Annotated in this window: 13 protein-coding genes; 4 read left to right on the top strand and 9 right to left on the bottom strand. The window is 61.8% G+C overall.

Translation table 11 applies throughout. From position 1 onward, the window contains the following. Positions 1-33: 33 nt before the first annotated feature. The 4 genes from BM059_RS07120 to BM059_RS07135 form a co-directional block, all read right to left on the bottom strand. Positions 34-495: a putative pterin-binding protein gene (locus BM059_RS07120; RefSeq protein ID WP_167364561.1), complete on the bottom strand. Its 462-nt coding sequence runs from the start codon at positions 493-495 to the stop codon at positions 34-36. 133 nt (positions 496-628) lie between these two features. Next, on the bottom strand, positions 629-808 hold the full coding sequence (locus BM059_RS07125; protein ID WP_074937644.1) for a hypothetical protein: 180 nt from the start codon (positions 806-808) through the stop codon (positions 629-631). Positions 809-890: 82 nt separating this feature from the next. After that, positions 891-2,354: a methyl-accepting chemotaxis protein gene (locus BM059_RS07130; protein WP_074937646.1), complete on the bottom strand. Its 1,464-nt coding sequence runs from the start codon at positions 2,352-2,354 to the stop codon at positions 891-893. Positions 2,355-2,438: 84 nt separating this feature from the next. Then, positions 2,439-3,266, bottom strand: a complete 828-nt coding sequence (locus tag BM059_RS07135) for a TatD family hydrolase (protein ID WP_074937647.1) — start codon at positions 3,264-3,266, stop codon at positions 2,439-2,441. 264 nt (positions 3,267-3,530) lie between these two features. Between BM059_RS07135 and BM059_RS07140 the strand changes: the two genes are divergently transcribed. Both BM059_RS07140 and BM059_RS07145 read left to right on the top strand, forming a co-directional pair. After that, positions 3,531-4,946, top strand: coding sequence for an MltF family protein (locus BM059_RS07140; protein WP_037000938.1), 1,416 nt, complete (start codon positions 3,531-3,533; stop codon positions 4,944-4,946). A gap of 105 nt (positions 4,947-5,051) precedes the next feature. Continuing rightward, the gene (locus BM059_RS07145; protein WP_037000939.1) at positions 5,052-5,486 is read left to right on the top strand and encodes a DoxX family protein; all 435 of its coding nucleotides are present in this window, start codon (positions 5,052-5,054) and stop codon (positions 5,484-5,486) included. A gap of 63 nt (positions 5,487-5,549) precedes the next feature. Here BM059_RS07145 and BM059_RS07150 read toward each other — a convergent pair whose 3' ends face one another. After that, complete coding sequence (locus BM059_RS07150) at positions 5,550-6,485, bottom strand: LysR family transcriptional regulator (RefSeq protein ID WP_074937649.1); 936 nt, start codon at positions 6,483-6,485, stop codon at positions 5,550-5,552. A 149-nt stretch (positions 6,486-6,634) separates the two neighbouring features. Here BM059_RS07150 and BM059_RS07155 point away from each other — a divergent pair, with 149 nt between their 5' ends. Beyond that, positions 6,635-7,864, top strand: coding sequence for an acyl-CoA dehydrogenase (locus tag BM059_RS07155; RefSeq protein WP_074937650.1), 1,230 nt, complete (start codon positions 6,635-6,637; stop codon positions 7,862-7,864). A 63-nt stretch (positions 7,865-7,927) separates the two neighbouring features. Here the strand turns inward: BM059_RS07155 and BM059_RS07160 are convergent, their stop codons facing one another. The 4 genes from BM059_RS07160 to xthA form a co-directional block, all read right to left on the bottom strand. Further along, complete coding sequence (locus BM059_RS07160) at positions 7,928-8,107, bottom strand: hypothetical protein (protein WP_074937652.1); 180 nt, start codon at positions 8,105-8,107, stop codon at positions 7,928-7,930. Positions 8,108-8,116: 9 nt separating this feature from the next. Continuing rightward, positions 8,117-9,106, bottom strand: a complete 990-nt coding sequence (locus tag BM059_RS07165) for a TerC family protein (protein WP_036999379.1) — start codon at positions 9,104-9,106, stop codon at positions 8,117-8,119. Positions 9,107-9,268: 162 nt separating this feature from the next. After that, entirely contained in the window at positions 9,269-10,648 is a 1,380-nt protein-coding gene (locus BM059_RS07170; protein WP_074937653.1) for a substrate-binding domain-containing protein, read from the bottom strand. 102 nt (positions 10,649-10,750) lie between these two features. Next, positions 10,751-11,563 carry an exodeoxyribonuclease III gene (gene xthA / locus BM059_RS07175; RefSeq protein ID WP_074937655.1) on the bottom strand — a complete coding sequence of 271 codons (813 nt, stop codon included), beginning with the start codon at positions 11,561-11,563 and terminating at the stop codon, positions 10,751-10,753. A gap of 324 nt (positions 11,564-11,887) precedes the next feature. Between xthA and BM059_RS07180 the strand changes: the two genes are divergently transcribed. Then, positions 11,888-12,532, top strand: a complete 645-nt coding sequence (locus BM059_RS07180) for a GNAT family N-acetyltransferase (RefSeq protein WP_074937657.1) — start codon at positions 11,888-11,890, stop codon at positions 12,530-12,532. The last annotated feature ends 51 nt before the right edge of the window (positions 12,533-12,583 follow it).

Consider the following 12,583-nt stretch of genomic DNA (forward strand, 5'->3'; position numbering starts at 1 on the left):
GGGCCGTGGCCGCTGGTTTATCTGACATGGGATTCACTCGACATGGATCTCGCTGAGCTGCCAGATGGAGCGGTTGTAGAACATCTGCTGGTGCAGTTCGGGGTGATCGTCGAAGGGATAGATCAGATAGAGCGGGCCATAGTCGCGAATGGACATGAAACGGCCATCGAGTTGATAGGCCACCAGTGGATCGTAGCGCTGGATATCCTCGTAGGGGATGAGGACCGAATAGTCATTGAGTGCCGTGGTATGCAGCGGTCGGCCGTTATCGGCATCTGGAATGTGTCTGAGCAACTGCTGGAGGGGGACGCCCAGCCAGCGCTGTGTGGCGCCTTCCGAGGTGCGCAGTTGTATGGATGCCTGTGGCAGTTCCTGTAACTGGGCGATGCTGAATGTCAGGCGCTGGCCGTCGGCCAGGTGCACGGTCAACGCCGGACGATCCAGCGGGTAGGGCGCGGGCTCGGCATTGGCGTGCAACTGGTAAAGAAACGTCAAAAATAAAGTGACAAAAAAATGTCGTAACGGCGACATACTGCTGTCTTTGGCCAAAATTTTGTCGACTCTATCGCATTGTGACCGAAATCCTCAAATCGTCTGACGAGCGGACATTTGGCTACTTTTGTTTACGTCAGGTGCGCCACTGGACGCCGCTGAACAGAAAATCCGGAAAGGTCACGAACTGCTCGAGTGGCGGGCGCTTGCCGCTGAAGGGCTCTGCTTGCTGCAGTTCAAGACCATGGTCGTGCGCCGGCAGGACCCGTGCCGTGTACAGATCGATGGCAGCGAGGCTGAGCGGGACGAAACGCAACTGTCAGAACCCGATCAGCAGGCGTGTCAGCACAGCAGGAGCAGTGGCACGACGATCAGGCACAGAGGCAGGTTGGGGCGGCTTACAAGCGCAATTGGCGGATGGCCTTGTTCAGCTCACCTGCCAGTTGGGCGAGTTGCTGGCTGGTGGCGGCCGATTCGAGGGTCTGGCCGACCGTCTGTTCGGTCACGTCACGGATGCCCACCACCGAGCGGCTCATTTCTTCGGCGACCTGGCTCTGCTGCGTTGCGGCCACGGCAATCTGCGTATTGCTGTCGCGCATCAGCGCCACGGCGGCGGTGATCGCCGCCAGGGATTCGCCGGCTTCTTGCGCCAGTTGCACGCAGTGGTTGGCGTTCTCCGAGCTTTCGCGCATGAACTCCACGGCGTCGCGAGTGCCGCCTTGCAGGTTGCCGATCATCTGGGTGATTTCGTCGGTGGAGTCCTGCACGCGCTTGGCCAGGTTGCGCACTTCATCGGCGACCACGGCGAAGCCACGGCCCATTTCGCCGGCGCGAGCGGCCTCGATGGCGGCGTTGAGGGCGAGCAGGTTGGTCTGCTCGGCAATGCCGTGAATCACGCCGACCACGCGGCTGATGTGCTGGCTGTCCTCGGCCAGGCGCTCGATGCTACCGGCGCTCTGGCGTACGCCTTGCGACAGGGCTGCGATGGATTGCTCGACACGCTCGACCACCTGCTGGCCAGCGCGCGCCAGCTGATCGGCATTGAGAGACTGGTCGCGGGTGGTGCCGGCGTGATCGGCAATGTGCTGGACGGTCGCCGACATCTCGTTGATCGCGGTAGCGGCCTGATCGGTTTCGCTCTGCTGGCTGAGCATGCCCTTGCGCACAGAGCCCATGCGCTCAGCCATGACGCGTGTGCCGCTGTCGAGTTCGCTGGCTACCTGGCCGACGGTGCCGACCACGCGCTGATAACCGGCTTGCATGGCATTGAAAGCGGCGGCCATCTGGCCGACTTCGTCGCGACTGTCCAGGGGGGCGCGCAGGGACAGGTCGCCGCTACGTTCGGCTTGCAGCATCACGTCCTTCAGGGTGTTGAGGTGGCTGAGCAGAAAGCGGATCAACAATTGCGATGCAGTCAGCAGCAACAGCATCAGCACGGCGACGGCAGCAGCGTAGGTCAGCGCGTGTTGAGCGAACAGGTCGAGCAGGCTGGGCGCGCGCGCCATGACCGCGAGGCTGCGTCCATCGCCGAGGGTGACACGCTGCGCACCGATTACCGGTAAATCGCCGAACCAGGCGTCATGCTCCAGTGCCTGCCAGCCGCTGGCGTCAGGAGCGCCTTGAGCGCCTGCTAGGCTGCCTTGCAGTGCCTGGATATCGGCTGCGTTGGGCAACGCGGCCTGCTGCGGCCACTGTTGCAGCAGGCGTGCCTGGGCCGCGGCTGCCTGGCGCGCATCGACGCTACGCGCCTGCTGTTCGGTATTCAGGGCGAACAGCACCAGCATCAGGCTGATGACGAAGGCAACGGCGTTGACCGCCCAGAATTTGTACTTCAGAGAAAGATTGCTGATCCAGGCGCCCATGCTGTTGTTATCCGTCTCGTTGTGTTCGCTGTTGGCTAAGTGCCAGCAGTATGCCGTGGGTAATAGCCAGAGTCTTGACGTCAATCAATACTCTGGTGCCGCGCCATCCAGTATGGCGGGTAGATCGAAGAACGCCCGCGCACAGGCAGTGGTCTGCGCGGCCAAGATTTCCTCGCTTTGCCCGCGGTGCAGCGCCACCTCCCGCAGCACTTCACCGAGAAAGGCGGGTTCGTTGCGCCCGCTCTTGGGTTTTGGCCGCAGAGTGCGCGGTAGCAGGAAGGGCGCATCGGTTTCCAGCATTAGGCGCTCACCGGGAATATCCTTGAGCAGCGGATGCAGGTGCGTGCCGCGGCGTTCGTCGCAGACCCAGCCGGTGATGCCGATATGCAGGTCGAGGTCGAGGTAGGCATAAAGTGCAGAGCGTTCGCCGGTGAAGCAGTGCACCACGGCCGCAGGAAGTCGGTCGCGATAGTCACGCAGGATTTCCAGCAGGCGCTGACTGGCTTCGCGTTCATGCAGAAACACCGGCATCTGCAGCTCGACGGCCATGGCCAGTTGTTCTTCCAGAGCTTTTGCCTGCGCCGGCCGAGGCGAAAACTCACGGTCGAAATCCAGCCCGCATTCACCCACGGCACGCACCTGTGGCTCGGCCAGCAAAGCCTTGAGCGTGCGGCTGCTGGCATCGTTCCATGAGCTGGCGTCATGGGGGTGCACGCCGGCAGTGCTGAACAGGCGCTGGCCGCTGTCATCCAACTGTCGGCAAAGCGCAAGGCTCGCTTCGCTTTCGTTCAGACTGGTGCCGGTCAGTACCATCTGGCACACGCCGGCTGCATAGGCGCGTTCGAGCAGTGCTTCGGCCTGCGCAGCGAGGCTGGGGTGGGTGAGATTGACGGCGATATCGATGAGTTGCATGGTGCCACCTGTTGAGCGCGAAGGGGCAGAATAGCAGACGCCGTCCGTTCGTCAGAAAGCCGATTTAAAACAATAAGTTGTTCGCTATTTTTAAGGTTGATGCAAGGTTGTGGGGTGGCGCGGTAGCGCTTGGCTGTGCCAATCTCCGCGCCCCCGTGCCTCGTTGGCAGGGCTACGGTCAGTCGCCGTCTGTCGCGTATCGGCGAGCAGCAGGCCAGCAACCGGATGAGGCTTCGGCGGTCAACCGCCTTTCCTGGAGAGTCGATGTCGCGATTGCTGCTGATCCTCTGCCTGTTGGCCATGCTGCCGCTGCCGGTCAGCGCACGCCTGGCCGGCCCGCCCGAGGTCGGTAGCCAAACCCGCAGCGCCCGTGATCTACCCACGATCCGCAGCAGCGGCGAACTGCGCGTTTTGGTCAATCAGAGTCGCAACAGCTCGGGGTCTGTCAAGGGCCAGAGCATCGGTGTCGAGTACCACCGCTTGCGAGCATTCGAGCAGTACCTCAACCGCAATTCCCGAGACGGCCGCAGCCTCACGCTGAAGATCATCCCCAAAGCCAAGGATCAGTTGCTCGGCGCCCTGCAGCGCGGCGAGGGCGATCTGGTTGCCCCTGGCGAACTGCTCAATGTGCGCACCGGGCACGATGTCAGCGCCAGTACGGCGATTCGCCGAGAAGTGCCGTTGGTGCTGGTATCGAAGCAGGGCAACCGGCATTACCGCAGCCTTGAGCAGTTGGCCGGGCGTAGCCTCTCGTTGCCGGCAGGTAGCGCCGTAGGTGAGGCGCTGCGATTGATCAACCAGCAATTGGCGGATCGCAAGCTGCCGCCTATCGTGGTCGAGTGGGTAGATCCCAGCCTGGCCGTCGAAGACGTGCTGGAAATGGTCCAAGCCGGCATCTTCGAGCGCACTGCAGTGGAGCTGCCGATCGCCGAGCGCTGGGCCAAGGTGATGCCTAAACTGCGTGTCGACAAACATCTGGTTCTGGCGCGCGATGGCGACATGAAATGGTTCGTGCGCCCCGATGCGCCGATGCTGCGTGCCAGTATCGACCGTTTCTTCAGTGGCTATCAGAGCCCGGCCGATCAGGATGCTGCATTCCAGCGAGTCTATCGCCGTCTGTACAAGGTGCATTCACCCCTGGGGCGTAACGAACGCCAGCGCCTGGAGAAGGTACGTTCGGTGTTGCAGCAACACGCCGAGCAGCAGGGTTTCGACTGGCTGATGCTGGCTGCCCTGGCGTTCAAGGAGTCGACCTTGAATCCATCAGCGCGCGGTGCGAGTGGGGCGACCGGGCTGATGCAGATCACTCCGGCGGCGGCACGCAGCGTCGGGGTGAGCAACATCCAGAATATCGATGGCAACGTTCAGGCCAGCAGCAAGTACCTGGCAATGATCCGCCGCAATTTCTTCAACAGCCCGCAGCTCAACGAGCGTGAACGCATGGCCTTCGTGCTGGCGGGTTACAACCTGGGCCCGCAACGGGTGCAGAGCCTGCGTGCCGAGGCGCGCAGACGTGGGCTCAACCCCAATCAGTGGTTCTTCCAGGTCGAGCGTGTGGCCATGGAGCAGATGGGGATGGGCGTAGTGAGCTATGTGAATGCGGTGAATAAGTACTACCTTGCTTATGACCGTGAGCGCTATTTGCTCGAGCCGCAGGGGCGACGTCTGACGGCTAATTGAATATCAAATTAATCGATTCATATAAGCGGTATTTTGCTGTTCTATGATCAAATAAATTGGATATTCTATGCGCCATCTACCCCACACAACGAAGGAAGCCTTGCAATGAACAACCTGATCAAAAGCATTACCGCCAGCCAAGCCGGCCTGGGTATCACCATCCTGCGCATCGTCGCTGGCATTACCTTTGCCGCCCACGGCTCGCAGAAACTGTTTGGTTGGTTTGGCGGTTATGGTCTGGCGGGTGTTGCGCAGTGGATGGAGAGCATCGGCCTGGCGCCGGGCTATCTGATGGCGCTGATGGCGGGTAGTGCAGAGTTCTTCGGCGGTGTGGCGCTGATCATCGGTCTGCTGGTGCGTCCTGCTGCAGCGGTGCTGGCGGTGACCATGCTGGTGGCGATCTTCACCGTGCACCTGGCCAACGGCTTCTTCATGAGCAACAACGGCTACGAGTTCGCTCTGGCCCTGCTGGCCATCAGCGTCGCACTGGTATTCGAAGGTGCTGGCAAGCTGTCGATCGATAGCAAGCTCGCTCGCTGATTCGCTCCCGCAACAACGAGAAGGCCCGCATCTGCGGGCCTTCTTGCGTTCAGGGGCGGGCAATCATGCAGCAGGCGCTTGCTCGGCCTTTTTCTCCTGAGCGGCGACCTGTTGCGCCAGTTCGATCATCTGCTCGCGCATCCAGCGGTTGGCCGGGTCCTGATCGGTGCTCTCGTGCCAATACAGGTGGGTTTCCAGCGCGGGGACGTCACCGACCGGCAGCGTCACATGGTGCAGGTTGTGGCGGCGGGCGAAGCGTTCCGGCACGGTCATCACCATGTCGGTCTGTTGCATCACGCTGCTGGCCATCAGGTAGTGCTGCGAGCGCAGGGCAATCTTGCGCTGGATACCCATCTTGCCCAGTGCCAGGTCGACGTAGCCGAGGCCACTGCGCCGGCTGGAGATGTGGATGTGAGTCAGCGACAGGTATTCGTCGAGGCTGATCTTTTCCTTGGCCAGCGGATGGCCGGGGCGCATGGCGCAGACGTAGCGATCATCCAGCAGCTTGACGTGACGAACCTGCGGGTCGGTGTTCAATGGTGCGTCGACGGCAAAATCGAGACGGCCGGCGGCCAGTTCCTTGGTGGTTTCGCGGCGCTTGGCCAGGAAGCTCTCGATGCACACGTTCGGTGCCAGGCGACGCAGACGCTGGAACAGCGGCGGCAGGAGAATCTGCTCCGACAGGTCGGTCATGCTGATGCGGTAGGTCTTGCCGGCCTGTTGCGGGTTGAAGGTGCGGCTTTCCTGCACGGAGACGCGCAGCAGCTGCAGGGCGTTGCGCACCGGGCCGATGATGTTCTGCGCCATGGGTGTCGGCACCATGCCTTGGGCAGTACGCACGAACAGCGGGTCGTTGAAGGTTTCGCGCAGGCGGGCGAGGGCGTTGGAAACCGCTGGCTGGGTGATGCCGACGATCTGTCCGGCACGGGTCAGGTTGGCCTCGGTGTAGATGGCGTCGAAGACGATGAAGAGGTTCAGGTCCACCTTGGTCAGGTTCATGCCGGCAGTGCTCCAGGGGCGTCGATATCAATCGATCATATATCGGTTATGAATGTTCATACACGCTGAAAATAGGTTCGATAAATCTTAAGTGCTGTTCTAGCATCATTTCCACAACCTCTCACCCTTTGTCACAAACAGGTAACCCCATGGATTTCGCCTATTCCCCGAAGGTTCAAGAGCTGCGTGAACGTGTCAGCGCATTCATGGAAGCGCACGTCTATCCGGCCGAAGCGGTATTCGAGCGGCAAGTGGCCGAAGGTGATCGCTGGCAGCCGACCGCGATCATGGAAGAACTGAAGAACAAGGCCAAAGCCGAAGGCCTGTGGAACCTGTTCCTGCCCGAGTCCGCCTACGGCGCGGGCCTGACCAACACCGAGTACGCGCCGCTGGCCGAGATCATGGGCCGCTCGCTGATCGGCCCGGAGCCGTTCAACTGCGCTGCGCCGGATACCGGCAATATGGAAGTGCTGGTGCGTTACGGCAACGAGGCGCAGAAGCAGCAATGGCTGGAGCCGCTGCTGTCCGGCGAGATTCGCTCTGCCTTCGCCATGACCGAGCCGGGCGTGGCCTCCTCGGACGCCACCAACATGCAGGCCAACGCCCGCCGTGAAGGTGATGAGTGGGTGATCAATGGCCGCAAGTGGTGGACCTCCGGTGCCTGCGACCCGCGCTGCAAGGTGATGATCTTCATGGGCCTGACCAACCCGGACGCGCCGCGTCACCAGCAGCACTCGATGATCCTGGTACCGATGGATGCGCCGGGTGTCACTGTACTGCGCCCGCTGCCGGTATTCGGCTACGACGATGCGCCGCATGGCCATGCCGAGGTGCTGTTCGAGAACGTGCGGGTGCCCTATGAGAACGTGCTGCTGGGCGAGGGGCGTGGTTTCGAGATTGCCCAGGGTCGTCTCGGCCCAGGCCGCATCCACCACTGCATGCGTTCGATCGGAATGGCCGAACGGGCCCTGGAGCTGATGTGCAGGCGCGCCGTGAGCCGCACGGCCTTCGGCAAACCCCTGGCGCGCCTGGGTGGCAACATCGACCACATCGCCGATTCGCGCATGGAGATCAACCAGGCGCGCCTGCTGACCCTCAACGCGGCCTACATGATGGATACCGTCGGCAACAAGATCGCGGCCAGCGAGATCGCCCAGATCAAGGTGGTGGCGCCCAACGTGGCGCTGAAGGTGATTGACCGGGCAATTCAGATGCACGGTGGCGCCGGGGTCTCCAACGACTTCCCGTTGGCTTACTGGTACGCCATGCAACGTACCCTGCGCCTTGCCGACGGCCCGGACGAGGTGCATCGCGCCGCCATCGGCAAGTACGAGATCGGCAAGTACGTGCCGCGTGACGTGATGAAAGCCAGTCGCTGATTCAGCGGCTCCGTATAAAGAAGAGGCCCGCTTGTGCGGGCCTCTTCTTTAATGTCTGCGAGCTCAGGGCAATCTGTCGTCCGAGCGTTGCTCCTGATCCAGCCAGTCCAGGCGCACATGCAGTTGCGCGGCGAAGGTACGTGCCGCCAGTTCTTCTTGAAAGGTCAGTGCGCGACGCCCGAATCGTACCTGCCAGAGCAGTTGGCCCTGGCGCTCGATGAGTTCTATGCAGACTTCGGGCATTGCTTCTCCTCAGGTGGCGCTGGCCTTGTCGCGCGTCTTCAGCAGCGACAACAGCACGCCGCCAGCCAGCAGGCCCAAGGTTACGCCAAGTGAGAGCAGGGCTGGAACCTTGATCAGGTCGTGCAGGAAGATCTTGCCGCCGATGTACATCAGCACCAGCGCCAGGGCGTACTTCAGGTAGATGAAGCGGTGCATCAGCGCCGCCAGGGCGAAGTACAGCGCGCGCAAGCCAAGAATGGCGAAGATGTTCGAGGTGTAGACGATGAACGGGTCCTGCGAGATGGCCAGCACCGCCGGCACGCTATCCACCGCGAACACCAGGTCGGCCAGTTCGATCAGCACCAGTGCCAGTAGCAGCGGGGTGGCATAGAGCAGTGGCTTGCCGCTGACCTTGTCCTTCAGGCGCACCAGGAACTTGCCTTCGTGCAGGTCGTCGGTCACACGAATGTGCTTGCGCACGAAGCGGATCACCGGATTCTGCGCCAGGTCTGGATGCGACTCTTCGTCACCGCCACTGCGCAGCATCTTGATGCCACTGAACAGCAGGAAGGCGCCAAAGATGTAGAGAATCCAGTCGAACTGCTGCACCAGGGCCGTGCCCAGGCCGATCATGATCGCGCGCAGGACGATGACCCCGAGAATGCCCCAGAACAGCACGCGATGCTGGTACTTACGCGGGATGTTGAAGTAGCCGAGGATCATCGCCATGACGAAGACGTTGTCCATCGACAGCGATTGTTCCACCAGGAAACCGGTGTAGTACTCCATCGCCTTGGTGCCGCCGAGCTGCCACCAGATCCAGCCGCCGAAGGCGACGCCGACACTGAAGTAGCCCGAATACAGCAGCAGGCTCTCGCGCATCTCGATTTCATGCTGATCGCGATGCAGCACGCCGAGGTCGAGTACCAGCAGGATGATGATCAGTGCCAGAAAGGCCAGCCAGAACCAGCCGGGGGTACCGAAGATGGGGGATGTCAAAAAGGCAAGTAGAGCGTCCATGAGCCCTCCCTTATGTCTGCCTGAGTTGAAAGAAATCCACTCAGTGACTCCGACATCACGGTGAGAAAACTCACCGCCAGAGGGGCCCGGCGTCACGCGGTGCGAAGACTAACGCTGAGTCGACAGGCTGCCAAGCCCCCTGGTGGGGAATATTTTCTGCGGTCAGTAGACCCAGACTTCGACCCGCCGATTGCGAATGCGACCGTTGTCCTGATCATTGGCTGCCACTGGCAGCTCACTGCCCATGCCGGTGATCTCGCGAAACAGCACGCCCTGTCTGGCCAGCTCGCGGCGCACTGCCATGGCGCGCAGTTTCGACAGCAGCTCGGCGCGTTCGGGGTCACTCTTCGGGTCGCCGAAACCGACCAGCACCACCTTGTTCTGCAGCTTGTCGTGTTGCTTGAGATAGTCCAGCACCCGCTGCAGATCGCGCTGGGCCTTGTTGTCCAGGGTGGCGCTGCCTTCCTGGAAACGGAAGTTCACCGACAATCGCTGGGCTTGCTGTGCCAGTTGCCGATAATCGCTGGGCATCTGTGCATCGGCCGTCACCTTCACCGTCTGCACGGTCTGGGCGATGAAACCGCTGCTATCAACGATGGCCTGGCCGCGGGGGCTATGGGTGAATTCGATCAGTGCACGCGCCCAGGGATTGCTCAACTGAGGATCGTTATAGATGAACAGACGACGCGCCAGGGGATAGTCCTCGGTGGCGATCAGCGTGGTACTCGGCGGCATGGGCTGCGAATCGCCAGCCGCGACGGCGACAGCCTTGGCCTGGCGAATGTAGGGCAGGCCGATGAAGCCGATGCCGTTGGGATCGCTGCTCACCGAGTCGGACAGTTGATTGCTGGACTCGAAGCGTTGTGCGGCGGCGGCGAGCGTGCGCCCGCCCGGTGCCAGCACCAGCTCCTTGAAGGTGTCGTAAGTGCCGGAGTTGTCATCGCGCGCATAGGGACGAACCTTGCCAGGCTTGCCACCCAGCGCCGCCCAGTCATCGATCCCCCCGGAGAACAGCTGTGCGATCTGCTCGACACTGAGCGCGGTAATCGGGTTCGATGGGTGAACGATGATCGCCAGGCCGTCGATGGCGATGACCTGCTCGCTCTGCGGGCTATGCATGTCGCCCAGCGACGCCAGGGAGGCGGCTTCGCCATCCTTGATCGGCCGCGACGAGGCGGCCAGATCGGCACTGCCATCCTTGAGTGAGGTAAAGCCGGTGCCTGAGCCGTGCGCCGCCACCTCGACTACGATCAGGCGGCCATCGCTCTGGCGTGCGAGCAGGCGTTGCTCGTTCTCACGGGAGCCATTCTCGCTACGAATGTCATGCAGCCCTTGAGCCTCGAACAGCCCTTTGATCAATTCCGGGCCAAGCTTGGCACCGATGGTGTTGGAGCCCTGGATGCGCAGCACTGGTTGATCGCCTTCGGAGGCGGGCAGGGCAGCGAAGACCGAAAGGGGCAAGGCGTAGCAGATGAAACCGATCAGCAGCAGTGACAGAGTACGACCCCAGAGGTCGCGGTCGGCGGACAGGGCGTGCGGCATGCGGCAGGCACCTTCTAATGGGTGAGAGGAAGTGCCGCGCAGATTAAGTCAGTCAGATTGCAGTGATATGACGGCGTGCGTGATCTGCACGCCTCACGTGTTTCAGCTCAGCTCCAGCCAGATCGGCGCATGATCGGACGGCTTTTCCATGCCGCGCAGATCGTAGTCGATGCCGGCATCCTTGAAGCGCGCCTGCAGCGGCTGGCTGGCGAGGATCACGTCGATACGCAGGCCGCGCTTGGGGTCGTCTTCGAAGCCACGGCTGCGGTAGTCGAACCAGCTGAAACGATCATTCACCTCAGGATTGAGGTGGCGGAAGCTGTCCACCAGGCCCCAGCTCTTGAGGGTCGCCAGCCACTCGCGCTCCTCCGGTAAGAAGCTGCACTTGCCAGTTTTCAGCCAGCGCAGACGGTTGGGCTCGCCGATGCCGATGTCGCAATCTTCCGGGCTGATATTGATGTCGCCCATCACCACCAACGCCTGCTGCGGATCGAAGCGCTCTACCAGCAGTTGCTGCAAGTCGGCATAGAAACGCTGCTTGGCCGGGAACTTCACTGGATGGTCGCGGCTTTCGCCCTGCGGGAAATAACCGTTCATGACGGTCACCGGGTTGCCGTTGTCGTCGGCGAAGGTGCCGTAGATGAAGCGCCGCTGAGCGTCCTCGCCGTCACCAGGGAACCCCTTGTGCAGGCTCAGCGGCGCCTGGCGCGAGAGCAGGGCGACGCCGTAGTGGCCTTTCTGGCCGTGGTAATGCACGTGGTAGCCGAGCTGGCGGATCTCCGCTTCCGGAAACTGCTCATCGGCGACCTTGGTTTCCTGCAGGCCGATCACGTCTGGCTGGTGTTTTTCGATCAAAGCTTGCAGCTGATGAGGGCGCGCGCGTAGGCCATTGATATTGAACGATACGATTTTCATGGGCAGCGGGTCCTGGGCAAAAGGCGATGCTAGCCGATCCTCGACGCTCGCGGCCAGCGCCTGGCGGGTGCCGGGTGGTGATGCTAGGGTCTGTACTAAAAGTCGCTGAGCGAAGGTCAGGCAATATCGATTGCGGCCCCGCAGAAACAGGCGAAAAACGGTCGGAGTCGCGCTCGACTTTACGAGTTGTAAATGAGCATTTTGATCGGGCTCGCGCACGAGCCTGTTTTTAACGCAGCATCACCGAGCGCAGGCACTTTTCGTACAGAGCCTAAGTTGGCTGTGAGGCGCCTGACCCACAACTTATAACAACAGAGGTCCACCATGCCCCATAACGCTCCTGCAGAAGTGCGCATGCTCAATGGTGGTTACGCCCGCGAGGTGCGCTCGCTGCTCTACCATGCCTATCGCCATGAGCCGACCTTTGCCTACCTGTTCGAAGCCGAACGGGCGGGTTTCGACCAGCGCGTGCGCGCGACGATTCGCGAACTGGTGCAGCAGCATTTCGCCGAAGACCTGCCGGCTATCGGCCTGCTGATCGATGATCGGTTGATCGGCGCGGCACTGATCGCACCGCCACAGCGTCGTCTGGACATCACCGAAAGCTGGAGCTGGCGTCTGCGCATGCTGCTGAGCACCGGCTTCGGCTGCACCAAGCGCTACCTCGAATACCACGATGCGGTACTCGCCAGCCTGCCGCCCGGTCCTTACCACGTACTGCCGCTCCTGGGCATTCACCCGGAGTTTCAGGGGCAGCATCGCGGCGAGCAGCTGCTCGAGGCGCTGCACGACTGGTGCGCGCAGGACAGCGGTTCGCAAGGGGTGGTGCTGGATACTGGTAATGCGCGCTATCTGGAGTTCTACCGGCGCCAGGGTTACGAAGAAATTGGTGAGCTGGCCATCGGCCCGGTGGTCGAGCACGTGTTCTTCCACCCCAACCCGCAACCGGTGGTCAGAGCCAGCGCCTGAACCCCGGCTGTCTGGCTGAAACGCAACGGCTCTGGCGCGGGCTGTACTCCG

The organism is Ectopseudomonas composti, assembly GCF_900115475.1.
GTDB lineage: Bacteria > Pseudomonadota > Gammaproteobacteria > Pseudomonadales > Pseudomonadaceae > Aquipseudomonas > Aquipseudomonas composti.

Bases quoted from the DNA above. Each gene is read 5' to 3' on its own strand.
- BM059_RS07130 (WP_074937646.1), bottom strand. From the start codon at position 2,354: ATGGGCGCCTGGATCAGCAATCTTTCTCTGAAGTACAAATTCTGGGCG.
- BM059_RS07135 (WP_074937647.1), bottom strand. From the start codon at position 3,266: ATGCAACTCATCGATATCGCCGTCAATCTCACCCACCCCAGCCTCGCT.
- BM059_RS07140 (WP_037000938.1), top strand. From the start codon at position 3,531: ATGTCGCGATTGCTGCTGATCCTCTGCCTGTTGGCCATGCTGCCGCTG.
- BM059_RS07145 (WP_037000939.1), top strand. From the start codon at position 5,052: ATGAACAACCTGATCAAAAGCATTACCGCCAGCCAAGCCGGCCTGGGT.
- BM059_RS07150 (WP_074937649.1), bottom strand. From the start codon at position 6,485: ATGAACCTGACCAAGGTGGACCTGAACCTCTTCATCGTCTTCGACGCC.
- BM059_RS07155 (WP_074937650.1), top strand. From the start codon at position 6,635: ATGGATTTCGCCTATTCCCCGAAGGTTCAAGAGCTGCGTGAACGTGTC.
- BM059_RS07160 (WP_074937652.1), bottom strand. From the start codon at position 8,107: ATGCCCGAAGTCTGCATAGAACTCATCGAGCGCCAGGGCCAACTGCTC.
- BM059_RS07165 (WP_036999379.1), bottom strand. From the start codon at position 9,106: ATGGACGCTCTACTTGCCTTTTTGACATCCCCCATCTTCGGTACCCCC.
- BM059_RS07170 (WP_074937653.1), bottom strand. From the start codon at position 10,648: ATGCCGCACGCCCTGTCCGCCGACCGCGACCTCTGGGGTCGTACTCTG.
- xthA (WP_074937655.1), bottom strand. From the start codon at position 11,563: ATGAAAATCGTATCGTTCAATATCAATGGCCTACGCGCGCGCCCTCAT.
- BM059_RS07180 (WP_074937657.1), top strand. From the start codon at position 11,888: ATGCCCCATAACGCTCCTGCAGAAGTGCGCATGCTCAATGGTGGTTAC.